The 25,137-nt window shown below is 42.7% G+C and carries 25 protein-coding genes; 24 read left to right on the plus strand and 1 reads right to left on the minus strand.

Features of this window, described 5'->3' with window-relative positions:
* Positions 1–4: 4 nt before the first annotated feature.
* The 10 genes from def (at position 5) to spoVM (ending at position 9,005) form a co-directional block, all read left to right on the plus strand.
* A complete protein-coding gene (gene def / locus NST59_RS07695) occupies positions 5–487 on the plus strand; it encodes a peptide deformylase (RefSeq protein WP_039178446.1) in 483 nt (160 codons plus the stop codon).
* A gap of 5 nt (positions 488–492) precedes the next feature.
* Positions 493–1,446 (plus strand): methionyl-tRNA formyltransferase, encoded by a 954-nt coding sequence (fmt, locus tag NST59_RS07700; protein WP_039178449.1) that lies wholly within the window; start codon positions 493–495, stop codon positions 1,444–1,446.
* A complete protein-coding gene (gene rsmB, locus NST59_RS07705) occupies positions 1,433–2,776 on the plus strand; it encodes a 16S rRNA (cytosine(967)-C(5))-methyltransferase RsmB (protein WP_144490566.1) in 1,344 nt (447 codons plus the stop codon). The genes fmt and rsmB overlap by 14 nt, the downstream gene beginning before the upstream one ends.
* A gap of 3 nt (positions 2,777–2,779) precedes the next feature.
* On the plus strand, positions 2,780–3,862 hold the full coding sequence (rlmN, locus tag NST59_RS07710; protein ID WP_024424208.1) for a 23S rRNA (adenine(2503)-C(2))-methyltransferase RlmN: 1,083 nt from the start codon (positions 2,780–2,782) through the stop codon (positions 3,860–3,862).
* 3 nt (positions 3,863–3,865) lie between these two features.
* Positions 3,866–4,636, plus strand: a complete 771-nt coding sequence (locus NST59_RS07715) for a Stp1/IreP family PP2C-type Ser/Thr phosphatase (RefSeq protein ID WP_029706534.1) — start codon at positions 3,866–3,868, stop codon at positions 4,634–4,636.
* A complete protein-coding gene (gene pknB / locus NST59_RS07720) occupies positions 4,630–6,585 on the plus strand; it encodes a Stk1 family PASTA domain-containing Ser/Thr kinase (protein WP_144490564.1) in 1,956 nt (651 codons plus the stop codon). Before NST59_RS07715 ends, pknB begins: the two co-directional genes overlap by 7 nt.
* Before the next feature lie 12 nt (positions 6,586–6,597).
* Positions 6,598–7,494, plus strand: coding sequence for a ribosome small subunit-dependent GTPase A (rsgA, locus tag NST59_RS07725; protein ID WP_144490563.1), 897 nt, complete (start codon positions 6,598–6,600; stop codon positions 7,492–7,494).
* Between the two features lie 3 nt (positions 7,495–7,497).
* Entirely contained in the window at positions 7,498–8,148 is a 651-nt protein-coding gene (rpe, locus tag NST59_RS07730; RefSeq protein ID WP_144490561.1) for a ribulose-phosphate 3-epimerase, read from the plus strand.
* A gap of 60 nt (positions 8,149–8,208) precedes the next feature.
* A complete protein-coding gene (locus NST59_RS07735; protein ID WP_144490560.1) occupies positions 8,209–8,853 on the plus strand; it encodes a thiamine diphosphokinase in 645 nt (214 codons plus the stop codon).
* A 71-nt stretch (positions 8,854–8,924) separates the two neighbouring features.
* The gene (spoVM, locus tag NST59_RS07740) at positions 8,925–9,005 is read left to right on the plus strand and encodes a stage V sporulation protein SpoVM (RefSeq protein WP_008354550.1); all 81 of its coding nucleotides are present in this window, start codon (positions 8,925–8,927) and stop codon (positions 9,003–9,005) included.
* 69 nt (positions 9,006–9,074) lie between these two features.
* Here spoVM and rpmB read toward each other — a convergent pair whose 3' ends face one another.
* Positions 9,075–9,263: a 50S ribosomal protein L28 gene (rpmB, locus tag NST59_RS07745; RefSeq protein WP_003212514.1), complete on the minus strand. Its 189-nt coding sequence runs from the start codon at positions 9,261–9,263 to the stop codon at positions 9,075–9,077.
* A gap of 271 nt (positions 9,264–9,534) precedes the next feature.
* Between rpmB and NST59_RS07750 the strand changes: the two genes are divergently transcribed.
* The 14 genes from NST59_RS07750 to NST59_RS07815 all read left to right on the plus strand — a co-directional run bounded on the left by NST59_RS07750 (position 9,535) and on the right by NST59_RS07815 (position 25,132).
* Positions 9,535–9,897: an Asp23/Gls24 family envelope stress response protein gene (locus tag NST59_RS07750; RefSeq protein WP_008344871.1), complete on the plus strand. Its 363-nt coding sequence runs from the start codon at positions 9,535–9,537 to the stop codon at positions 9,895–9,897.
* Between the two features lie 15 nt (positions 9,898–9,912).
* On the plus strand, positions 9,913–11,586 hold the full coding sequence (locus NST59_RS07755; RefSeq protein WP_144490558.1) for a DAK2 domain-containing protein: 1,674 nt from the start codon (positions 9,913–9,915) through the stop codon (positions 11,584–11,586).
* 148 nt (positions 11,587–11,734) lie between these two features.
* The gene (gene sdaAB, locus NST59_RS07760; RefSeq protein WP_024424201.1) at positions 11,735–12,397 is read left to right on the plus strand and encodes an L-serine ammonia-lyase, iron-sulfur-dependent subunit beta; all 663 of its coding nucleotides are present in this window, start codon (positions 11,735–11,737) and stop codon (positions 12,395–12,397) included.
* A gap of 20 nt (positions 12,398–12,417) precedes the next feature.
* Positions 12,418–13,320 (plus strand): L-serine ammonia-lyase, iron-sulfur-dependent, subunit alpha, encoded by a 903-nt coding sequence (gene sdaAA, locus NST59_RS07765; protein WP_024424200.1) that lies wholly within the window; start codon positions 12,418–12,420, stop codon positions 13,318–13,320.
* A complete protein-coding gene (gene recG / locus NST59_RS07770) occupies positions 13,298–15,346 on the plus strand; it encodes an ATP-dependent DNA helicase RecG (RefSeq protein WP_144491194.1) in 2,049 nt (682 codons plus the stop codon). The genes sdaAA and recG overlap by 23 nt, the downstream gene beginning before the upstream one ends.
* Before the next feature lie 112 nt (positions 15,347–15,458).
* Positions 15,459–16,025: a transcription factor FapR gene (gene fapR / locus NST59_RS07775; RefSeq protein ID WP_024424199.1), complete on the plus strand. Its 567-nt coding sequence runs from the start codon at positions 15,459–15,461 to the stop codon at positions 16,023–16,025.
* A 15-nt stretch (positions 16,026–16,040) separates the two neighbouring features.
* On the plus strand, positions 16,041–17,039 hold the full coding sequence (gene plsX / locus NST59_RS07780; protein WP_144491195.1) for a phosphate acyltransferase PlsX: 999 nt from the start codon (positions 16,041–16,043) through the stop codon (positions 17,037–17,039).
* 15 nt (positions 17,040–17,054) lie between these two features.
* Positions 17,055–17,999: an ACP S-malonyltransferase gene (gene fabD / locus NST59_RS07785; protein WP_047202149.1), complete on the plus strand. Its 945-nt coding sequence runs from the start codon at positions 17,055–17,057 to the stop codon at positions 17,997–17,999.
* Positions 17,999–18,742 (plus strand): 3-oxoacyl-[acyl-carrier-protein] reductase, encoded by a 744-nt coding sequence (fabG, locus tag NST59_RS07790; protein ID WP_048239680.1) that lies wholly within the window; start codon positions 17,999–18,001, stop codon positions 18,740–18,742. The genes fabD and fabG overlap by 1 nt, the downstream gene beginning before the upstream one ends.
* 81 nt (positions 18,743–18,823) lie before the next feature.
* Entirely contained in the window at positions 18,824–19,057 is a 234-nt protein-coding gene (gene acpP / locus NST59_RS07795; protein ID WP_008344853.1) for an acyl carrier protein, read from the plus strand.
* A 181-nt stretch (positions 19,058–19,238) separates the two neighbouring features.
* Entirely contained in the window at positions 19,239–19,982 is a 744-nt protein-coding gene (rnc, locus tag NST59_RS07800; RefSeq protein ID WP_008344850.1) for a ribonuclease III, read from the plus strand.
* 105 nt (positions 19,983–20,087) lie between these two features.
* Entirely contained in the window at positions 20,088–23,648 is a 3,561-nt protein-coding gene (gene smc, locus NST59_RS07805) for a chromosome segregation protein SMC (protein WP_327841988.1), read from the plus strand.
* A 21-nt stretch (positions 23,649–23,669) separates the two neighbouring features.
* Complete coding sequence (gene ftsY / locus NST59_RS07810; RefSeq protein ID WP_024424194.1) at positions 23,670–24,656, plus strand: signal recognition particle-docking protein FtsY; 987 nt, start codon at positions 23,670–23,672, stop codon at positions 24,654–24,656.
* A 143-nt stretch (positions 24,657–24,799) separates the two neighbouring features.
* Positions 24,800–25,132, plus strand: a complete 333-nt coding sequence (locus NST59_RS07815) for a putative DNA-binding protein (RefSeq protein WP_012009935.1) — start codon at positions 24,800–24,802, stop codon at positions 25,130–25,132.
* The last annotated feature ends 5 nt before the right edge of the window (positions 25,133–25,137 follow it).

The raw sequence follows: 25,137 nt of genomic DNA on the forward strand, positions 1-25,137 counted from the left end.
ATAAGTGGCAGTAAAACCAATAGTCATACATCCGGCAGAAGTGCTTGAACAAAAGACAGAGCGTGTCGATACGTTCGATAAAAAGCTGAAAAAACTGCTGGATGATATGTATGATACAATGCTTGAGCTGGATGGAGTTGGACTAGCCGCACCACAAATCGGTGTTTCAAAAAGAATCGCTGTTGTAGATATTGGAGAAGAATCTGGCAGAATTGATTTAGTGAACCCCGAGGTGCTTGAAGTAGAAGGAAGCCAAACAGATATTGAAGGCTGCCTGAGCTTTCCATCCTTATACGGCACTGTAGAGAGACCAAACTATGTGAAGGTAAAAGCCTTTGATAAGAAAGGCAAACCATTTACAATAGAAGCAGATGGATTTTTAGCAAGAGCCTTATTACACGAAATTGATCATTTAGACGGCATTTTATTTACGTCAAAAATCATTGAAACCTATACAGAAAAAGAACTTGCGGAAATGGAAGGGTGAAGAAAATGGCACGTATCGTATTTATGGGAACCCCTGATTTCTCAGTACCTGTGCTGCAAACACTGATAACAGAAGGATACGAAGTGGTAGGGGTCGTCACGCAGCCAGACCGCCCGAAAGGAAGAAAGCGAGTGCTCACACCGCCTCCTGTGAAAGTGGAAGCCTTAAAGCACGGCATTCCTGTGTTGCAGCCTGAAAAGGTACGCCTAGATGAAGAAATTGATAAGGTGCTTGCATTACAGCCGGATTTAATCGTCACAGCGGCATTTGGACAAATTCTACCTAAACGGTTACTTGATGAACCTAAGTTTGGCTGTATCAACGTTCATGCCTCGCTCCTGCCAGAACTAAGAGGCGGCGCGCCGATTCATTATGCGATCCTTCAAGGCAAAAAGAAAACAGGCGTTACGATCATGTACATGGTGGAAAGGCTTGATGCAGGTGACATGATCAGTAAAGTAGAAGTGGAAATCGATGAATTAGACAATGTTGGAACATTGCATGACAAATTAAGTACAGCTGGTGCCGCACTGCTAAAAGATACGGTGCCAAATGTTCTGAGCGGATCTATTTCTCCGATTCCGCAAAATGAAGAAGCGGCCACATACGCACCAAATATTAAGCGGGAGCAAGAAAGGTTAGACTGGACAAAAACCGGTGAAGAGCTTTACAACCAAGTTCGCGGGCTAAATCCATGGCCAGTTGCCTATACTGAATGGAACGGCGCTCATCTAAAAGTATGGGAAGCGAAAAAGGTTCCGCTACAAGCGCAAGAAGAACCTGGGAAAGTGATTGAGCTTCAAAAAGAAGGTCCGGTCATTGGAACGGGTAATAAGCAAGGCCTCTTGTTAACAGGTGTGCAGCCAGCTGGTAAGAAAAAAATGAGCGGCGAAGACTTCTTAAGAGGCGCAAATATCGAAATTGGGCAGAAATTAGGGTTAATGAATGAAGAAAAGTAATGTGAGAGAAGTAGCGCTGGACGCTTTAATCAAACTCGAACAAAACCAAGCTTACAGTAATTTGCTTTTGCAGTCAGTCATGAAAGAAAAAGACTTAGCTGATCAAGACAAACCGCTGTTAACAGAGCTTGTGTATGGTACACTGCAAAATAAGCTGGCATTAGATTATATGCTTGCGCCCTTTGTGAAAAAACCGCAAAAGGTGGCTCCGTGGGTGATGCAGCTTTTACGGATGTCACTTTATCAAATGGTGTACCTTGAAAAAATCCCAGATCGTGCAGCCATTCATGAAGCTGTCGAGCTAACGAAAAAGCGCGGGCACAAAGGCATTTCTTCACTTGTGAACGGTGTTCTTCGTTCCGTACAAAGAGAAGGCATTCCGTCATTTGATGTGATCAAAGATCCAGTAAAGCGGCTGTCCATTGAGACAAGCCACCCATTATGGCTTGTGCAGGAATGGGTTCAGGCGTACGGATTTGAAGCGGCAGAAAACATGTGCCGCATTCATTTAGTCCCGCCAAAGCAAACCCTTCGCGTCAATCGAATGAAAACTGACCGGACGGCACTGCAGCAAAAACTAATGGATGCAGGCATCGAAACGGAGCTTGGCGACTTATCTGAAGATGCACTTAAGCTCATGAAAGGGTCCATCGTCTCAACCCCTTCTTTTCAAGAAGGCTATGTTACGATTCAAGATGAAAGCTCAATGCTTGTTGCAAGAGCGCTTGACCCTCAGCCAGGAGAAACGGTGCTTGACGCCTGTGCGGCTCCTGGCGGAAAATCAACTCATATTGCAGAACGTATGAATGATGAGGGGAAAATTGTTTCACTCGACTTACATGAACATAAAGTGAAACTCATCAAACAAGCAGCAAAACGTCTGAACCTTACTCACATTGAGGCAAAAGCACTTGATGCAAGGAAAGCGGCAGACTATTACAGCGAAGCTTCGTTTGACCGTATTCTCATTGATGCGCCGTGTTCCGGTTTTGGCGTCATTAGACGAAAACCAGATATGAAATATACAAAGTCACAAGAAGACTCAGCAAGGCTTGCAGCTATCCAGCAGGCCATTTTAAAGGAAGCGGCCCCGCTTTTAAAACCGGGCGGAACCCTTGTATACAGTACATGTACAATGGATCCAACAGAAAATCAACAAGTGATTCATGCGTTTTTACAAGAACACCAAGACTTCGAACCCGATCTATCTCTTAATGAACGGCTGCCTGAGCAGGTTGCTCCGTTTGTTCAAAACGGAAGTGTACAAATTCTTCCTCATTATTTCGGAACAGATGGTTTCTTTATTTGCAGCATGAGAAAGAAGGGATAAAAAATGACAGAACAAAAAGTAAGAAAAGAACTGAAGACAGAAATGCCGTCGATCTACTCATTTGAGCTTCACGAAATGAAAGAATGGTTAAAAGAACAAGGCGAAAAGCCTTTCCGCGCAGCTCAAATTTTCGAGTGGCTTTATGAGAAACGTGTGACATCCTTTGACGATATGTCTAACCTTTCAAAGGATTTAAGAGAAAAATTAAAAAATCAATTTGCGATCACCACATTAAAAACCGTGATCAAACAAACGTCTCAAGACGGAACGATCAAGTTTTTATTTGAATTACATGATGGTTATACCATTGAAACAGTGTTGATGCGCCACGAATACGGAAACTCTGTCTGTGTTACAACTCAGGTTGGCTGCCGAATTGGCTGTACATTCTGTGCATCTACACTTGGCGGGTTAAAACGAAACCTTGAAGCAGGAGAAATCGTTGCTCAAGTATTGAAAGTGCAACAGGCACTTGACGAAACAGATGAGAGAGTCAGCTCGGTTGTTATCATGGGAATTGGAGAACCATTTGATAACTTTGACGAAATGCTTGCTTTCCTTAAAATCATCAACCATGACAACGGCTTAAATATTGGCGCGCGTCATATTACAGTGTCGACAAGCGGAATCATTCCAAAGATCTATCAATTCGCTGATGAGCAAATGCAAATCAATTTTGCTGTCTCCCTGCATGCACCAAACACAGAAATCAGAAGCCGTCTAATGCCGATCAATAAGGCATATAAGCTGCCGAAATTAATGGAAGCCATTGAATACTACATTCAAAAAACAGGAAGACGTGTCAGCTTTGAATACGGCCTGTTTGGCGGAGTAAATGATCAAGTTCATCATGCAGAAGAGCTTGCAGACTTATTAAAAGGAATCAAGTGCCACGTGAACCTCATTCCGGTGAACTATGTACCGGAAAGGGATTATGTAAGAACACCGAGAGAACAAATCTTCCTATTTGAAAAAACGCTGAAAGAACGCGGCGTAAACGTAACGATTAGACGAGAGCAAGGCCATGATATTGATGCTGCTTGCGGTCAGCTAAGAGCGAAGGAGCGTCAGGAAGAGACGAGGTGACGAATGTTGATAAGGGCAGCCTTTCAAACCGATACAGGAAAAGTCCGTCAGCATAATGAAGATGATGCAGGTATTTTTGAAGCAAAAGAAGACACCCTTCTAGCTGTTGTAGCTGATGGAATGGGAGGTCATCTTGCTGGTGATGTCGCCAGCAGGATGGCCGTCTCTTCTTTAAAAGAATACTGGGAAGAAACATCTTCAATCCCAGCAAAACCAGCAGAGCAAGAAAGCTGGTTAATCTCAAAAATTAGTGACATTAATGATCAAGTATATGAACATGCGAAAAACAATGAGGAGTGCCAAGGAATGGGGACAACCATTGTTTGTGCGCTCGTTCATTTGCAAACGGTCACAATTGCCCATATTGGAGACAGCCGCTGCTACTTGCTAAGAGAAGGAGCACTGACCCAGCTAACAGATGACCATTCACTTGTAAATGAGCTTGTGAAAACAGGTGAAATTTCTAAAGAGGATGCAGAATATCATCCAAGAAAAAATGTGCTTACAAAAGCATTGGGAACAGATAAACACGTTCAAATCGATGCACATACTTTTGAAGTGGACCCAGGAGATCAAATCCTGCTTTGCTCAGATGGATTATCAAATAAAGTAGAAGAAGAGAATTTGATTCATATTTTAAACCAAACGACCGCACCAGATGAAAAAGTAACAGCATTAATCCAAACAGCGAATGACAACGGCGGTGAAGATAACATTACAGCAGTATTGTTAGAAATCTCCTCCCAGCCAGAGGAGGGTGACAGCAAGTGTTGATCGGAAAACGGATCAGCGGCCGTTATCAGATTCTTCGCGTCATAGGCGGAGGCGGAATGGCAAACGTTTATTTGGCGGAGGATATGATTTTAGATCGCGAAGTCGCGATTAAAATTTTGCGCTTTGACTTTGCAAGCGATGATGATTTTATTAGACGTTTCCGGCGCGAGGCGCAATCAGCCGCAAGCTTAGATCATTCAAATATTGTCAGCATCTACGATGTAGGGGAAGAAGATGACATTTATTATATTGTCATGGAATATGTCGAGGGGATGACGCTAAAAGAATACATACACGCCAATGGCCCGCTTCATCCGAAAGAAGCCGTTCGCATTATGGAGCAAGTCGTTGCGGCGATGGAAGAAGCCCATGCGAAACAGCTCGTCCACCGGGACATTAAGCCTCACAATATATTAATAGACAACATGGGGAATATTAAAGTCACTGATTTCGGGATTGCCATAGCACTCAGCTCAGCGACCATCACCCACACAAATTCGGTCCTAGGATCCGTGCACTATTTGTCTCCAGAACAAGCACGCGGAGGTCTTGCGACGAAAAAATCAGACATCTATTCACTTGGCATTGTGCTCTATGAACTCATTTCTGGCCGCATGCCATTTGAAGGGGAATCAGCTGTCAGTGTTGCGCTGAAGCATTTGCAATCAGAGCCGCCATCTGTGAGAAGGTGGAATCCTTCTGTTCCACAAAGCGTGGAAAACATCATTTTAAAGGCGATGGCCAAAGATCCTTTTTATCGATATGAAGATGCATCTGAAATGCAAAAAGATTTACAAACTGCTTTCGACCCTTCAAGGCTAAAAGAAAAACGCTTTGTGATCGAAGAAGATCATGAAGCAACGAAAGCGATCCCAATCATTCAAGATCATCAAGTCGATCAAGACAATGAAAAAACAGCTGTCCATCCAGTGCAAAAACCGAAGAAAAAAGAGAAACAAAAGCCGAAAAAGAAACGGAAAAAATGGCCTTGGATTGTGGCATCCATCCTATTTATTCTGACTGCTGCGACTATTTTAGCCATCACTGTGTTTCCGGGACTGCTTTTTCCAAAAGATGTGGAGGTCACTGATGTATCTGGCATGACGATTGATAAAGCCGAGGACACCTTGAAGAAAGCCGGCTTTACCGTCGCCTCTGATCCAATTGAGATCGCTGATGAAAAAATTGAAAAAGGGCTTGTCGTCAAAACAGACCCGAAAATCGGCACAAAGGTAAAAGAAGGAACCGAGATTCAGCTTTACCAAAGTACGGGCAAGGAAAAGACCGAATTACCTGATGTAACTGGTGAAAAGGTCGATAAAGCAAAAGAATTATTAGCGAAAAAAGGGTTTAAGCAAGTTGTTGTGGAGGAAGTAAATGATAATGACACCGAATCTGGGATTGTCATGGAACAGAAACCTTCAGCGAGTACTGAGCTTGTGGCAGCAGATGAAGAAGTGACGTTGACGGTCAGCATAGGTCCTGCCGATATTACTTTGCGGGATTTAACGACATATAGTAAACAGGCTGCATCGAATTATTTAGAGGATAACGGATTAAAGCTTGATGAAAAAGAAGCGTATTCTGATGATGTGCCAAAAGGTGAAGTGATGAAACAGGAGCCAGGAGCTGGTACTGCTGTGAAACCAGGTGATACGGTTAAGATCACCTTCTCACTCGGACCGAAGAAAAAACCGGCTAAAACAGTGACTGAGAAGATTGCCATCCCGTATGAACCAGTAACAGAAGGGCAAGAGATGACCGTTCAGATTTCCATTGACGATGCTGAGCATAGCATTTCTGATTCATATGAAACCTTTAACATCACTGCACCAACCGAACGGACCATTAAATTTAAGATTGAACCAGGTCAAAAAGGATACTATCAAGTGACGGTTGATGATAAAGTCGTAAGCTCTAAAACAATTGAATACCCTGAAGATGAATAAAGGAGGGACTTTATGCCTGAGGGCAAAATTATTAAAGCATTAAGCGGATTTTATTATGTGCTTGATGAGTCTTTAGAAAGTGGAAAAGTGATTCAGTGCAGAGCAAGAGGCATTTTTCGTAAAAACAAAATCACACCTCTTGTTGGAGATTATGTTGTGTATCAAGCAGACAACGATAAAGAAGGCTACTTATTAGAAGTAAAAGAGCGGACAAATGAACTTGTTCGTCCGCCTATTAGTAACGTCGATCAAGCGGTGCTCGTTTTCTCTGCGACAGAACCAACCTTCAGCACATCGCTTTTAGACAGATTTCTAGTGCTTGTAGAAGCAAATGATATTGAGCCGATTATCTGTATCACAAAAGTGGATTTATTGAAAACAGATGAAGAGCGTGAAAGTATTCAAGGCTATGCAGAGGACTATCGGCAAATTGGATATGATGTTCATTTAACATCCACGATCGAGGGAGACGGAATTGAAAAGCTGACCCCGCATTTTCACAATAAGATCACTGTATTTGCTGGTCAGTCTGGTGTAGGCAAGTCCTCCCTTTTAAATGCGATGAGTCCTGATCTGGCGCTGAAAACTAATGATATTTCCTCCCATCTTGGAAGAGGGAAGCATACGACAAGACATGTCGAACTCATTCGTACAGCAGAAGGGCTTATTGCAGATACACCTGGCTTTAGCTCACTCGAATTTACCGGCATCGAAGCGGAAGATTTAGGTCTTTACTTTTTAGAAATCAAAGAGCGGAGTGCAGATTGTAAGTTTAGAGGCTGCCTGCACGTGAAAGAGCCAGGCTGTGCGGTAAAAGATGCGGTCGAACAAGAGCAAATCAGAGAGTATCGCTATCAGCATTATTTAGAGTTTTTAACTGAAATCAAAGACAGAAAGCCGAGGTACTAAATCATGGTTTATATTGCCCCTTCCATTTTATCAGCAGATTTCGCCAATTTGGAGAAAGATATCCGTGATGTGGAACAAGGCGGAGCGGATTACATCCATATCGATGTGATGGACGGCCATTTTGTACCGAATATCACATTTGGGCCGAATGTTGTGCAAGCAATCAGACCGCATACAAAGCTGCCGCTTGATGTTCACTTAATGATTGAGCAGCCAGACCGGTATATTCCTGCATTCGCCAAAGCAGGTGCTGACATTATTTCTGTCCATGTTGAGGTTTGTCCGCACTTGCACCGAACGATACAGCACATAAAAGAACAAGGTGTAAAAGCAGGTGTCGTCTTGAACCCGCACACACCTGTTTCTCAGATTGAGCATGTATTAGAGGATGTAGACCTTGTCTTATTCATGACGGTGAATCCTGGTTTTGGCGGACAGGCGTTTATTCCTTCTGTCCTCACGAAGGTAAAAGAAGTGAAGACCCTTAGCGAACAAAAGGGCTTATCAGACTTACTCATAGAAATAGACGGCGGTGTCAATGTAGAGACTGCAAAAAGCTGTAAAGAGGCGGGCGCTAATTTACTTGTGGCCGGCTCAGCGGTATACGGTAAAGACAACCGTGCAGCTGCTATTCAGGCTATTCGAGAAGCGTAAAAAAAGGAACCAAAGTCACTCTGATCTTTGGTTCTTTTTACATGGAGAGGAGCGTATATCATGCACATACATATCGTAGCCGGCGGTCCTTTTGAATACATTCCGCCCCTTGAACATGAAGCATCGCAGGATGATATTCTCTGGGTTGGTGTAGACCGGGGAACGCTTTTTTTACTAGAGCGCGGCATCATGCCTGCCAAGGCTTTTGGTGATTTTGACAGTGTGACAGAAGAAGAGCTTTGTGAGCTGAAAAAGAAATTGCCTGCCCTGAATGTATTTCAGGCTGAAAAGGATGAAACCGATTTAGAGCTTGCACTGAACTGGGCCATGTGCCAGCACCCAGCGCATATTTACATCTACGGCATTACAGGAGGAAGGGCTGATCATTTTCTAGGAAATATTCACCTTCTATATCAAGGCATTCAGCACAAGCAGAACATGACTCTTGTAGATAAACAAAATATCATTCAAATGTTTGAGCCTGGTACATACGAAATCAAAGAAGACCCGGATAAAAAATATGTGTCGTTTCTGCCCTTTGGTACATCGGTTGAAAAGCTGACATTAAAAGGTTTCAAATATCCTCTGAAAAATTGTCATATTGAGCCCGGTTCCACACTATGTATTAGTAACGAACTCATCCACTCAAATGGTACTTTTTCTTTTCATAAAGGCATATTAATAATGGTAAGAAGCAAAGATTGACCAACCTATCAATGTGGATGGCTGATTAAGCTCAATTGTGCTGCAAGCGGTACTTTTAGGAGGGGGACAAAATGAAATTTTATACAATCAAACTGCCTAGATTTCTTGGCGGCATTGTCCGTGCGATGCTTGGTTCATTTAAAAAAGATTAATGAGTAATCTCCTTTATTTCCACATAAAAACGCCTGCTACAGTTTATTGTAGCAGGCGTTTACTCTTGCTTATACACGCTCAACTTTACCAGATTTCAAAGCTCGAGCTGATACATATACTCTTTTAGGCTTACCGTCCACTAGAATACGAACTTTTTGAAGGTTCGCGCCCCATGTACGTTTTGTAGAGTTCATTGCGTGAGAACGGTTGTTCCCAGCTTTTGTTTTTCTGCCTGTAATAACGCATTTACGTGCCATTTGTTTCCCTCCTAACTGCGAAAACATCATCATATTCTTCATATACGTACTTAGAGATGCCTCAAGATACTTTAATAATTTACCACAGCTTCAAGGGGTTTGCAAGGATTGTTTACTCCTCTTTCAAGAAAAATACCTTGACATCTTGATAAAAAATCAAGGCTATAGTATAAGTAGGATTGGGTCGGATTGAATGATTTCTTTTAAAAAGAAGGGTCTTATAGTAAAATAGTGATAACTCAGGGCAATTTCTCAAAAAGGGGGAACCAATGTGTCCATTGAACTTAGAACGAAATACGGACAAATTGATATATCAAATGAAGTCATTGCAATGGTGGCAGGAGGCGCTGCGATCGATTGCTATGGTATTGTTGGCATGGCGTCCAAAAATCAAATCAAGGACGGTTTGACGGATATTCTCCGCAAAGAGAACTTCAGCCGGGGTGTTCTTGTGCGTCAAAAAGAAGACCGCATTCATATTGATATGTACATCATCGTCAGCTACGGTACAAAAATATCAGAAGTCGCACATAATGTTCAAACGAAAGTCAAATACACGATTCATCACACAATTGGACTTTCTGTTGACTCGGTCAACATTTATGTACAAGGAGTAAAAGTTACGAACCCGTAGTAAGGAGGAAATATATTGTCTATTAGAAATCTTGATGGCCGCTCATTTGCAAAAATGATTCTTGCAGGTGCTCACCATCTTTCTCAAAACGCACAAATTGTGGATGCGTTAAATGTTTTTCCAGTGCCAGACGGAGACACGGGGACAAATATGAATTTGTCGATGACTTCAGGGGCAAAAGCAGTTGAAGAAACAAATACCGATCATATTGGGAAGGTCGGCGTGGCTCTCTCGAAAGGGTTATTGATGGGCGCAAGAGGAAACTCAGGCGTGATCCTGTCACAGCTCTTTAGAGGTTTCAGTAAACATATTGAACAAAAAGAAACGATTGATGCAAAAGAATTTGCTCTTGCCTTACAGGCGGGTGTTGATACAGCATATAAAGCCGTGATGAAACCGATTGAAGGAACCATCTTAACGGTTGCAAAGGATGCAGCAAAGAAAGCGGTTGCTGTTTCAGCGGCAGAAGATCAAATTGACCGCGTTCTAGAGTTAACGATTGAGGAAGCAAGAGCATCACTTGATCGAACGCCAGATCTGCTTCCTGTCTTAAAAGAAGTGGGTGTTGTCGATAGTGGAGGTAAAGGACTTCTATGCGTATATGAAGGTTTCCTTGCTTCATTAAGAGGAGAAGAGCTTCCTCCTAAAGCTGCTTCTTTACCGACGCTAAAAGAACTTGTCAGTGCAGAGCATCATAAAAGTGCGCAAAGCCATATGAACACAGAAGATATCGAATTTGGCTATTGTACTGAATTTATGGTGAAATTTGAAGAAGACAAACAGTCCTTTGATGAGAATGCCTTCAGAGAAGACTTAAGTGAATTCGGAGATTCACTTCTTGTAGTGTCTGACGATACACTTGCGAAAGTTCATATTCATGCAGAGCAGCCGGGAGATGTTTTATCATATGCCCAGCGCTACGGCAGCTTGATTAATATGAAAATTGAGAACATGAGAGAGCAGCATAGCTCAATCGTAAACGAAGAAAGAGAACATGCACCTGCTGCACCAAAAGCACCTGCTGCTGAAAAACAGCGCTTTGGTGTCGTCAGTGTCGCAATGGGAGAAGGAATTGCTGACTTGTTCAAAAGCATCGGAGCTTCCGTCGTCATTGAAGGCGGGCAGACGATGAATCCGAGCACAGAAGACATTGTCACAGCAATAGAAAGCGTACATGCCGAAACCGTCTTTATCTTACCTAATAATTCTAATATTGTCATGGCAGCTAAACAGGCGGCAACTGTCTCAAACCGTGAGGTCGTTGTCATTCCGACGAAGACCGTTCCTCAAGGAATGTCGGCACTTCTTTCTCTCAATGAAGCAGCTTCAAATGAAGATAACGAAAGAGCGATGCTAGAAGCGATTGACCATGTGAAAAGCGGGCAAATTACCTTTGCAGTGAGAGATACCCAAATTGATGGAATCGACATTGCGAAAGGTGACTATATGGGTCTGTTCAACGGGAAAATCACCTTAACAGCGAAAAATCAATTAGATGCAGCAAAAGAACTTCTCGCCAAAATGGTGACAGAAGATGATGAGATTGTCACCATCATTAAAGGGGAAGATGCATCATCCGATGAGCTGGATGCGTTACAAGCCTTTATTGAAGAATCATTTGAAGATGTAGAAGTTGAAGTCCACGATGGAAAACAGCCGCTTTATTCATATATTTTGGCGGTTGAATAACGAAAGAAGGGCAAATAAAGCCCTTCTTCTTCTTTTGCAATTTTTTACTAGCCATTCAACGGTAAAATGAGTTGCGGGAAACGAATGAATCCATTAGTCTAAAGAAAGAACCAAACCATACGTGAGTGGTGATGAGAGGGGAAGACCTATGAAATTTAGAAGTGTGTTTGATATTATTGGACCTGTCATGATTGGGCCATCAAGTTCGCACACAGCGGGTGCGGCTCGTATCGGGAGAGTAGCTCGCAGCTTATTTGGAAGAGAGCCGAAACGAATTGTCGTTTCATTTTATGGTTCCTTTAAAGATACGTATAAAGGGCATGGTACAGATGTCGCCATTATCGGCGGTGTTCTTGACTTTGATACATTTGATGAACGAATCAAAACAGCGATCGATATTGCTAAAAGCAAAGAGATCGATATTGAATTTAAAGAAGAAGAGGCAGTGCCGGCGCATCCAAATACAGCAAAAGTAGAGATTTCAGATGCGAACGGAAGCCTTGAATTAATCGGCATTTCCATCGGCGGAGGTAAAATTGAAATCACAGAATTAAATGGCTTTGAGCTCAGGCTTTCAGGGAATCATCCTGCCATTCTTGTGGTTCATAACGATCGCTACGGGACGATTGCGGCAGTTGCCAATGTCTTAGCGAAATTCGCCATCAACATCGGTCATATGGAAGTGGCGCGTAAAGATGTCGGGCAAGAGGCGCTGATGACGATTGAAGTGGATCAAAATATTGACCCAGCTGTCCTATCAGAGCTTGAAACGCTGCCAAACATTATTCAAGTCACACAAATAGCAGAGTAACAACAAGGAGGTTATGAATGATGTTTAAAAACGTCAAAGAACTCGTGCAGCTAACAGAAGAACGGAATACCTCCATTTCAGAAATTATGATTGTGCAAGAAATGGAAGTGACAGGGAAGTCACGTGAAGAAATTTTCTCCCAGATGTACCGCAATCTAGAAGTGATGGAGCAGGCTGTGGAAAACGGGCTGAAGGGTGTGAAATCATTATCAGGGTTAACAGGCGGAGATGCAGTCAAACTTCAAGCCTATATCGCATCAGGCAAAACGCTGTCTGGTCATACAATATTAGATGCTGTTAGTAAGGCTGTTGCAACAAATGAAGTCAATGCCGCAATGGGAACCATTTGTGCAACGCCTACAGCAGGCTCAGCAGGTGTTGTACCAGGTACGTTATTTGCAGTAAAAGAAACATTAAAGCCAACAAAGGAACAAATGGTCAGATTCCTGTTTACTTCTGGTGCATTTGGTTTTGTTGTGGCGAATAACGCCAGCATTTCTGGTGCAGCAGGCGGCTGTCAGGCAGAGGTAGGTTCTGCATCAGGTATGGCAGCAGCAGCAATTGTCGAAATGGCAGGCGGTACACCGCAGCAATCTGCAGAAGCGATGGCGATTACACTCAAAAATATGCTTGGACTTGTTTGCGATCCAGTAGCAGGACTTGTCGAAGTGCCGTGCGTGAAACGAAATGCAATGGGTGCATCTAACGCTATGATCGCAGCAGACATGGCACTTGCCGGCATCACTAGCCGCATTCCTTGTGATGAAGTCATTGATGCGATGTACAAGATCGGTCAAACGATGCCAACAGCTCTTCGTGAAACAGCACAAGGCGGACTCGCTGCGACACCGACAGCAAGAGAGCTTGAAAAGAAGATTTTCGGAGGTGTGACCTCATCTCGTGATACAGAAACTGCAAGATAATGTCTCTGTCCTGAAGGGGATTGGAGAGGAAACCGAAAAAACACTCAATGAACTTGGAATCTACACAGTAGCCGATTTACTCGGCTACTTTCCTTATCGATATGACGACTATGAGCTTCGTAACTTAGAAGAAGTAAGGCATGACGAACGAGTCACAGTTGAAGGGAAAGTACATAGTGAGCCCGTTCTCACCTATTATGGAAAAAAACGAAGCAGGCTGACATTCAGGCTGCTTGTCGGGCGTTTTCTCATTACAGCGATTTGTTTCAATCGTCCATATTTAAAACGAAACCTTGTGTTAGGTGATACAGTTTCCGTCACAGGAAAATGGGATAAAAACCGCCAATCTATCATGGTCCAGGAATTTAAAAAAGGAACGCACGAGCAAGATGGCAGTATAGAGCCCGTTTATTCAGTAAAAGAAAATGTGACCGTGAAAATGATGAGACGCTTTGTGAAACAAGCCTTGTCACTTTATGCAGACAAAGCTGAAGATCCATTGCCAAAGCAGCTTGTTTCTGCCTATAAACTCATGTCCTATCAGGAAGCATTAAAAACCATTCATCTCCCAGAAACAAGAGACTCACTCAAGCAAGCAAGACGCCGTTTTGTGTACGAGGAATTTCTCATCTTTCAGCTGAAGATGCAGGCGATTAGAAAGAAAGAACGAGAGAGAACATCAGGCATCCAGCATCCGTTTTCCAAAGAGGCTGTTTTTGAGTTTGTTCACAGCCTGCCATTTCCACTGACAAAGGCACAATCACGAGTGCTTGATGAAATCATGTCGGACATGGCGTCTCCATATCGAATGAACCGTCTGCTTCAAGGAGATGTAGGTTCAGGGAAAACAGCTGTTGCAGCCATTGCGCTTTATGCCGCTCATTTATCAGGTTTTCAAGGTGCATTAATGGTCCCAACAGAAATTTTAGCAGAACAGCATGCTGATTCGCTTTACCAGCTGTTTGAAAAATGGGGACTGAATATCGCCCTTTTGACAAGCTCTGTGAAAGGAAAGCGCCGCAGAGAATTGCTTGAACGTCTAAAAGAAGGCGAGATTGACATTTTAGTCGGTACCCACGCACTCATTCAAGACGAAGTCGAATTTCAGCAGCTCGGTCTAGTCATCACAGATGAGCAGCACCGGTTTGGCGTAGAGCAGCGGAAAAAACTGCGAAGTAAAGGGCAGGATCCGGATGTCTTGTTTATGACTGCTACACCTATTCCGCGAACACTTGCGATTACTGTCTTTGGAGAAATGGATGTATCCGTCATTGATGAATTGCCAGCTGGCAGAAAACAAATCGAAACGTATTGGGTGAAGCATGACATGCTTGAGAGAATTCTTGCTTTTGTGGATAAAGAGCTGAGAAAAGGCAGACAGGCATATATTATTTGTCCGCTCATTGAAGAATCAGACAAGCTGGATGTTCAAAATGCGCTTGATGTCCATAGCATGCTCACTGAGGCATACCGCGGCAAGTGGTCAATCGGCTTAATGCATGGGAAACTGGCAAGTGATGAAAAAGATCAAGTCATGAGAGCCTTTACCGCAAATGAAGTGCAAATTCTTGTTTCAACCACAGTCGTTGAAGTCGGGGTCAACGTGCCGAATGCAACCATCATGGTTATTTATGATGCAGACCGCTTCGGGTTGTCTCAGCTTCATCAGCTAAGAGGGCGGGTCGGCCGAGGAGAGCATCAATCATTTTGTATTTTAATGGCTGATCCAAAGTCAGAAACGGGAAAAGAGCGGATGCGGATCATGTCCGAAACAACCGATGGCTTTGAGCTGTCTGAAAAGGACTTAGAACTAAGAGGACCCGGCGACTTCTTCGGTAAAAAACAAAGCGGGATGCCCGAATTTAAGGTAGCAGATATGGTTCACGACTATAGAGCGCTGGAAACGGCTAGAAAAGATGCGGCAGACCTTGTCCAATCGGACGCCTTTTGGACTGATCCCGAATACAAAGAACTCCGGCAAACGCTGATAGACAGCGGTGTGTTGGGCGGAGATAAATTAAGCTGATCAAACGCTGGAGGAATTTTCTTGTCTTTTTGAAACAAGGATTGATTTATCATCTATGAGATTATATACTACTATTAGTACCTAGTCATAAATGTACGGATGGTGTCTGCATATGAAACTAAATAAAAAAGAACGTCAAAAGCTCCTCCAGCAAACGATCAGCTCGACTCCATTCATTACTGATGAAGAATTGGCAAGTAAATTCGGTGTCAGCATACAAACGGTTCGTCTTGATCGTTTAGAGCTGTCGATCCCTGAATTACGCGAAAGAATTAAGCATGTGGCCGAAAAGACATTAGAGGATGAAGTAAAATCACTTCCACTGGATGAAGTGATTGGAGAAATGATTGATGTAGAACTTGATGACCAAGCCATTTCCATTTTAGAAGTGAGAAAAGAGCATGTATTCAGCCGAAACCAAATTGCCAGGGGACATCATCTCTTCGCCCAGGCAAATTCGCTGGCAGTTGCCGTAATCGACGATGAATTGGCTTTGACAGCAAAAGCGAATATCAGGTTTACAAGGCAGGTGAAACAAGGCGAAAGAGTCGTCTCTAAAGCCAAAGTAGCCTCACATGATAAAGAAAAAGGAAGAACCGTAGTTGAAGTAAACAGCTATGTTGGTGAGGAAGTTGTCTTCTCAGGTGACTTCGTCATGTATCGCTCAAAACAAAAGTAAAAGGTGGCACGTAATATGAGAATTGCAGTCGATGCAATGGGGGGAGATCATGCCCCTAAAGCCATTATTGACGGTGTGCAAAAAAGCTTAACAGCATTTTCAGATATCGAGATTACACTTGTCGGCGATGAAAACAAAATCAAACCATACATAACAAACAACGATCGCATCACGATTTTAGATGCAAAAGAAGTCATTGAACCGACGGATGAACCAGTGCGTGCAGTCAGACGTAAAAAGGATTCATCTATGGTGAAAATGGCGCAGGAAGTCTCCGAGGGACGAGCAGATGCCTGCATCTCAGCAGGAAATACCGGTGCCCTCATGACAGCTGGGCTGTTTATCGTAGGCAGAATTGACGGTATTGACAGACCAGCCCTTGCCCCAACTTTGCCAACACTGGATAGCAGCGGCTTCTTATTACTAGATGTTGGTGCCAACGTTGATGCAAAACCAGAACATCTCGTGCAATATGCCATGATGGGATCCATCTACGCAGAGCGTGTCTTCCCAAAGAGCAATCCGCGTGTTGGACTGTTAAATGTAGGAACAGAAGATAAAAAAGGCAACGATTTAACGAAAAAAACCTTTGAATTATTAAAAGCATCAGACTTGAATTTTGTAGGAAATGTAGAGTCCCGTGACTTATTAGAAGGTGTTGCTGACGTTGTTGTCACAGATGGTTTCACAGGAAATATTGCGCTTAAAACAATTGAAGGCACAGCCCTTTCTGTCTTTAAAATGCTGAAAGAAACATTAACATCCAGTTTCACAGCAAAAATAGCAGCAGGCATGATGAAGCCGAAATTGATGCAGATGAAATCTAAAATGGATTACTCTGAATATGGCGGTGCCGCTTTATTTGGTTTAAAGGCACCTGTTATTAAAGCGCACGGCTCCTCTGATGAAAATGCCATTTTCCATGCAATTCGTCAGGCACGTGATATCGTAGAAAAAGACGTTTCAGCTATCATTCATCAAGAAGTCCAAAAAGAAACGACGAAAGAGTCTTAATGGAGGTAAAGCAGCATGACTAAAATTGCATTTTTATTCCCTGGCCAAGGCTCTCAAAAAATTGGCATGGGAAAAGATTTATTTGATCAAGAAGCAGTATCTAAAGCTGTATTTGAAGAAGCAGACAATACCCTCGGGTTTGATTTATCTTCTATGATTTTTGAAGGGGATGCAGAAGAACTGACGCTCACTTATAACGCGCAGCCAGCTCTTTTAACGACAAGTATCGCCATCTTAAAAAAATTTGAAGAGAGCGGAATCAAAGCCGATTATGCAGCGGGACACAGTCTTGGCGAATACACTGCCCTCGTTGCAGCAGGCGCACTTTCGTTTAAAGATGCTGTTTATGCAGTCAGAAAGCGCGGAGAATTAATGAATGAAGCTGTTCCAGCAGGAGAAGGCGCCATGGCAGCGATTCTCGGCTTAGACAAAGCGGCACTTGTCGAAGTGACAAAAGAAGTGACAGAAAGCGGTCACCTTGTAGAGCTCGCTAACTTAAACTGTCCTGGTCAAATCGTCATCTCTGGTACAGCAAAAGGGGTAGAACTTGCTTCAGAGAAAGCGAAAGAAAAAGGCGCAAAACGTGCAATTGCTCTTGAAGTGAGCGGACCTTTCCATTCTGCATTAATGAAACCAGCTGCTGAAAAATTTACAGATGTTTTGTCAAAGCTGGATATTGCGGATGCCAAAACTCCGGTCATCTCAAATGTAACAGCAGACATCGTGACATCTCGTGATGACATTGAGACAAAGCTCATTGAACAACTGTATTCTCCAGTTCGTTTTGAAGAAAGTGTGGAACGCCTTATTGATCTAGGCGTCACAACATTTATTGAAATTGGTCCTGGCAAAGTGCTTTCAGGTCTTGTGAAAAAAGTGAATCGCCGCCTGACGACGATTTCCGTTTCAGATCAAGAAACCATTGAAGCAGCCATTCAAACACTCAAGGGGGATTCTTGATGCTTACAAATAAAACAGCCGTTGTAACAGGAGCATCACGCGGGATTGGCCGTTCCATCGCGATTGATTTAGCGAAAAGTGGTGCAAATGTTGTCGTGAACTATTCTGGAAACGAAGCAAAAGCAAATGAAGTCGTCGATGAAATCAAAGCACTCGGCCAGCAGGCATTTGCTGTGAAAGCTGATGTCTCAAATGCTGAAGAAGTACAAGCCATGATGAAACAAGCGATCGATACCTTTGGTTCAATTGACATTCTTGTGAATAATGCAGGAATCACAAAGGACAACCTGCTCATGAGAATGAAAGAGAATGAATGGGATGATGTTATTAACATAAACTTAAAAGGTGTCTTTAACTGTACAAAAGCCGTGACACGTCAAATGATGAAGCAGCGAAACGGAAGAATCATCAATTTGGCTTCAGTTGTTGGTGTGTGTGGTAACCCTGGACAAGCAAACTATGTTGCAGCAAAAGCTGGCGTCATTGGATTAACGAAAACAACAGCAAAAGAGCTGGCAACCCGTCATATTACAGTTAATGCAGTAGCGCCAGGCTTTATTTCAACAGATATGACAGACAAGCTTGATGAAAATGTACAGACGGAAATGCTCAAGCAAATTCCGCTCGCACGCTTTGGTGCACCTGAAGATATTAGCAACGTCGTTGTCTTTTTAGCTTCAGAAGGAGCAGGTTATATTACAGGCCAAACCATCCAAGTAGATGGCGGAATGGTCATGTCCTAAGAAATATCAAAATTTCATTAGGTTTTCTCTAGTTTTTTAAAAACAATTCAACTATAATACTTTGAGGGGAGGTGAAAGGCAATGGCAGACGTATTAGAGCGTGTATCAAAAATTATTGTAGACCGCCTTGGCGTTGATGAGGCTGACGTGAAAATGGAAGCTTCATTTAAAGAAGATTTAGGCGCTGATTCCCTTGATGTAGTTGAGCTAGTTATGGAACTTGAAGATGAGTTCGATATGGAAATTTCTGACGAAGATGCTGAAAAAATTGCAACAGTCGGTGACGCTGTGAACTACATAAATAACCAGCAATAAGCGTAACAAAGTCCCGTCTACTTTCGACGGGACTTTGAAAATTTATGTTAGTTTCAACACATTCAGCTGATCAATTGTCAGCCTTTTTCAGATGCTGGGAGCAATGTTTCCCTGCATGTAGAAAGAGAGACTCCATATAATCAGTATCCTTAAAGGCGATTACGCCTACCTGGAGGTTGCTATGCCAAAACAATATAAAGACAAACAGAAACAGAGCAAAAAACTAGAGCAATTTAGAGAATTCCAGCAGCGCATTTCTGTACACTTTAAAAATGAAAAGCTTCTATATCAAGCTTTTACCCATTCCTCTTATGTGAATGAACACCGGAAAAAGCCATACGAGGACAATGAAAGACTTGAATTTTTAGGAGATGCTGTTTTAGAATTGACCATCTCTCAATTCTTATTTGCAAAATATCCAGCGATGAGCGAGGGAGATTTAACGAAACTAAGAGCGGCGATCGTATGTGAACCGTCACTTGTATCACTAGCGCATGAGCTGTCCTTCGGTGACCTTGTTCTCTTAGGAAAAGGCGAAGAAATGACAGGCGGCAGAAAACGCCCAGCACTCTTAGCGGACGTATTCGAGGCGTTTATCGGTGCACTTTATTTAGATCAGGGGCTGGAACCAGTTGAACGGTTCCTAGAAGCGTACGTTTATCCGAAAATTAATGATGGAGCGTTCTCGCACGTCATGGACTTTAAAAGCCAACTGCAAGAATTTGTGCAGCGCGATGGAAAAGGTGTGCTTGAATACCGCATCCTGCATGAAAAAGGGCCTGCACATAACCGGGAATTTGAAGCAAATGTATCCCTTCGAGGTGAAGTGCTCGGAATCGGAAATGGACGCTCTAAAAAAGAAGCAGAACAGCACGCTGCACAGGAAGCACTTGCTAAATTGCAGAAACATCATATGAACCAATAAAATCCCCCTCGTTATTCAGGGGGATTTCACTCTGTTTTCCATCATCTTTTTACACTTCATATGGTAAGATGATAGTACTTTAAATACATAAGGAGGATCACTCTCATGTTCCTCAAACGTTTAGACGTGATAGGATTCAAATCATTTGCACAGCGAGTGACCGTGGACTTTGTCAAAGGGGTCACAGCTGTTGTTGGACCAAACGGAAGCGGCAAAAGCAATATTACCGATGCCATCCGCTGGGTACTTGGAGAACAATCAGCGAAAAGCCTCCGCGGAGGAAAAATGGAAGATATCATTTTTGCAGGAAGTGACTCAAGGAAAAGAGTCAATCTAGCAGAGGTGACTTTAACATTAGATAACGAAGACCACTTTTTACCGATCGATTTTCACGAAGTCAGTGTGACAAGAAGGGTTTATCGTTCAGGAGAAAGTGAATTTCTCATCAACAATCAATCTGTCCGCTTAAAGGATATTATTGATCTTTTCATGGATTCAGGTCTTGGAAAAGAAGCTTTTTCAATCATCAGTCAAGGAAAGGTAGAAGAAATTCTATCAAGTAAGGCAGAAGAGAGAAGAAGCATCTTTGAAGAAGCGGCTGGTGTTTTGAAATATAAAACAAGAAAGAAAAAAGCCGAGAATAAACTGTTTGAAACGCAGGACAACTTAAACCGAGTAGAAGATATTCTGCATGAACTAGAAGATCAAGTAGAACCATTAAGAATGCAAGCCTCTATTGCAAAAGACTATTTGCAAAAAAAAGAAGAGCTTGAAAATGTCGAAATCGCCCTCACTGTCCATGACATCGAAGCACTTCATGAAAAATGGACAACACTTGGTGAAGCAGTCGAGCGCTTCAAACAAGATGAAATGAAGCAGTCTACAGATATCCAAGCAAAAGAAGCCAAAATTGAAGAGTCGAGAGACCGCATTCAAGCGCTTGATGAATCAATTAATGACCTGCAAGAAGTTCTTCTTTTCACAAGTGAAGAATTAGAAAAGCTTGAAGGAAAAAAAGAAGTGCTAAAAGAACGAAAAAAAAATGCCGCCGCAAACCAAGGGCAGCTAGAAGAAACGCTCGTTCGCTTAAGTAAAAAGCAGGCACTGTTAACCGAAAAGATTGAACAGCAGAAAATTACGCGGGACAGCTTGCAAAAAGAAGTGCAGCAGCTAAAAGATGAAGTGAACACAAAGCAGCATCAACTGTCGCTTCATAGCGAAGATGTGGAAGGTCAAATTGAACAGCTGAAAAGCGATTATTTTGATCTGCTCAATGAACAGGCTTCCATCCGTAATGAACGTAAATTACTAGAAGAACAGCAGCGCCAAGCGGCGATGCAGCTAGAGCGACTGACGCAAAATAACCAAAAACATATCGAAGAACGAGTGTCTGTCAAAGAAAAGAAAACAGAGGCTGAGCAGCAGCTTTCAGCACTGGAAGATGACATTCTGGCTCAAGTCAAACGTTTTAGAGAAGCAGAACAAAAGCTTGAGCAAATAAAACGTCAATACGAGAAAAAAGAAACGGCTCTTTACCAAGCCTATCAATACGTACAGCAGGCAAAATCCAAAAAAGAGATGCTTGAATCCATGCAGGAAGACTTCTCAGGCTTTTTCCAAGGAGTGAAAGAGGTCTTAAAGGCAAAAGAACGGTTAGGCGGTATTCACGGTGCCATTGCAGAGCTGATTCAAACGGATCAGCAGTATGAGACAGCAATTGAAATAGCGCTAGGTGCAGCCACGCAGCACGTCGTCACAGAAAATGAAGCTGCTGCGAGACAAGCGATTGGATACTTAAAGCAGCATTCCTTTGGACGTGCAACCTTCCTGCCAATGAACGTCATCAAAGAAAGAACCATTCAGCTCAGAGATGTCCAAACAGCAGAGCAGCACGCTGCATTTATCGGTGTAGCGAGTCACCTCGTTTCCTTTGACGAAAAGTATCAAAAGGTGATTCAGAATTTACTTGGAACTGTGCTGATCGTTAGAGACTTAAAAGGCGCCAATGAATTGGCAAAAATGCTTGGACATCGTTACCGTATCGTGACCCTTGATGGAGATGTCGTAAACCCCGGCGGTTCAATGACCGGTGGCGGCGTAAAGAAAAAGAACAACTCTCTTCTTTCAAGAAACCGGGAGATCGAAACGTTAACAAAGCAGCTCGTTGAAATGGAAGAGAAAACAACGATCCTTGAAAAAGAAACAAAAGAAACGAAGCAATTGATCGGAGCAAACGAAAGCCAATTAAACGAACTGCGCCAGCGCGGCGAAACGCTTCGTGAAAAGCAGCAAGAACTCAAAGGAAAGCTATACGAACTGCAAGTCGCAGAAAAAAATATCAATGCTCATCTTGAACTCTATGATCAAGAAAAAGAAGAATTGCAGCAGCGTTCTACTGAACTTGCGGATAAGGACAAAAAGCAGGTTACTCTTGAAGCCTCTATAGGTGAAAAATTGACGGCTCTTGATCAAGAGATCAATACATTAACAAAGCGTAAGCAGACGCAAAGCTCAACGAAAGAAACCATTTCTGCCGAATTAACAGAGCTGAAAATCTCGCTTGCCAAAAAAGATCAGTCCTTAGCCAATGAACAAGAAAAGCTTTCGAGTTTAATGGCTGAATTAGAAGAGGCTGAACAGACGCTGATGGAAACAAAAGAAGATCTGTCACTCTTAACAAGTGAAATGTCATCTAGTTCAAGCGGAGCCGAACAACTGGAAGAAGCGGCGAAAGAGAAGCTGGAAAACAAAAACAAAACAACCGCACTCATTTCAGAGCGGCGTAAGCAGCGTCTTGCTCTTTCTGAAACATTAGAATTCGCTGAACGTGAACTTAAAGAACAAAAGCGTTTATACAAGCAGCTCACTACAAGCTTAAAAGATGAAGAGATTAAGCTAGGCCGTATGGAAGTCGAGCTCGATAACCTGATTGCTTATTTGAACGATGAATATGCTCTTTCGTTTGAAGGAGCAAAAGAGATGTATCAGTTGACGTTATCGCCAGATGAAGCGAGAAAACGAGTGAAGCTGATCAAACTAGCGATTGAAGAGCTTGGAACAGTAAACTTAGGCAGCATTGACGAGTATGAACGTGTCAATGAACGCTATCTCTTCTTAACAGAGCAGCGAAATGATCTGACAGAAGCGAAAAATACATTATTCCAAGTCATCGAAGAAATGGATCAAGAGATGACAAAGCGCTTCTCTGAGACATTCTCTCAAATTCGCGGGCACTTTGAATCTGTATTCCAAGCATTATTTGGCGGCGGAAGAGCTGATCTTAAGCTGACAGATCCAAATGATTTGCTCAACTCTGGCGTTGATATTGTCGCGCAGCCGCCAGGGAAAAAACTGCAAAACTTAAGCCTGCTTTCAGGCGGGGAGAGAGCCTTAACAGCGATCGCTTTACTATTCTCTATTTTAAAAGTGAGACCTGTTCCATTCTGCGTATTAGATGAGGTAGAAGCGGCGCTTGATGAAGCAAATGTTTTCCGTTTTGCGCAATATTTAAAGAAATACAGCGAGGAAACACAGTTCATTGTCATTACGCACCGCAAGGGAACAATGGAAGAAGCCGATGTGCTCTACGGTGTGACCATGCAGGAATCAGGTGTTTCTAAGCTTGTATCTGTCAAACTAGAAGAAACGAAAGAGCTTGTCCAGTAATTAAAGGAGGTTTTTGAACCAATGAGCTTTTTTAAGAAATTAAAAGAAAAATTTACGCAGCAAACCGATTCAGTATCAGAAAAGTTTAAAGATGGACTCGAAAAAACGAGAAACTCCTTCCAGGGAAAAGTAAATGAACTGATTTCTCGCTACCGCAAAGTCGATGAAGACTTTTTTGAAGAGCTCGAAGAGGTTCTGATCGGCGCTGATGTTGGTTTCACAACTGTGATGGAACTGATTGATGAGCTGAAAAAAGAAGTGAAATTAAGAAACATTCAAGACCCAAGTGAAGTACAAGCGGTGATTTCTGAAAAACTGGTTGACATCTACAATAGCGGAGAGGAACAAATTTCTGCGCTGAACATTGAAGACGGGCGTTTGAATATCATTTTGTTTGTAGGCGTCAACGGTGTTGGGAAAACAACGACTATCGGCAAGCTTGCAAACAAGCTGAAAAATGAAGGGAAATCCGTCATTTTAGCAGCAGGTGATACGTTCCGTGCCGGTGCGATCGAGCAGCTTGAAGTTTGGGGAGAGCGTTCAGGTGTTCCTGTCGTCAAACAAACAGCAGGCTCTGATCCAGCAGCGGTGATCTATGATGCCGTTCAATCAGCAAAAGCGAAAAATGCAGATGTCCTCATCTGCGATACAGCAGGAAGACTTCAAAACAAAGTCAACTTGATGAAAGAGCTGGAGAAAGTCAAGAGAGTTATTGAGCGCGAGGTTCCAGATGCACCTCATGAAGTATTGCTCGCTCTTGATGCGACAACAGGTCAAAATGCCATGGCACAAGCCAAGGAATTTTCTAAAGCGACAAATGTGACAGGGATTGCTTTAACAAAGCTTGACGGTACTGCAAAAGGCGGAATTGTTCTTGCGATTCGAAATGAGCTGAACATCCCAGTAAAGCTTGTCGGTTTAGGTGAAAAGGTGGACGATTTGCAAGAGTTTGATGCAGAATCGTATGTGTATGGATTATTCTCAGACGTAATTGATCAACAAGACTAACAAAAAAATGCCGGCAAAACTGCTGGCATTTTTATTTATACGTAGCTTCATGAAGTGACAAGATAAAAACTTGACACACAGAAGAGAACCGTGTAAACTTAGTTGATGTAAAGGGAATGAACTTAACAAAGGGGAGAGAGCCCATGACGCTTGAAAAAACAACGAGAATGAATTACTTGTTTGACTTCTATCAATCGTTGTTGACCGCAAAGCAAAAGAGCTACATGTCGCTTTACTACCTAGACGATTTTTCCCTCGGTGAAATTGCGGATGAATATGAAGTATCAAGGCAGGCTGTTTATGATAATATTAAACGGACTGAAGCGATGCTTGAACAATATGAAGAAAAGCTGCTCTTGTTTAAGAAATTTAAAGAGCGTAAAGAACTTCTCAAAAAAATGAGAGAGCTTGTAGCTGATTCTGCGCAAACGGAAGAAGCAGAAGCTTTAATTGAATCGCTTGAGAAATTAGATTAGGAGGC

The organism is Bacillus sp. FSL R5-0439 (assembly GCF_038008805.1).
Lineage (GTDB): Bacteria > Bacillota > Bacilli > Bacillales > Bacillaceae > Bacillus > Bacillus safensis.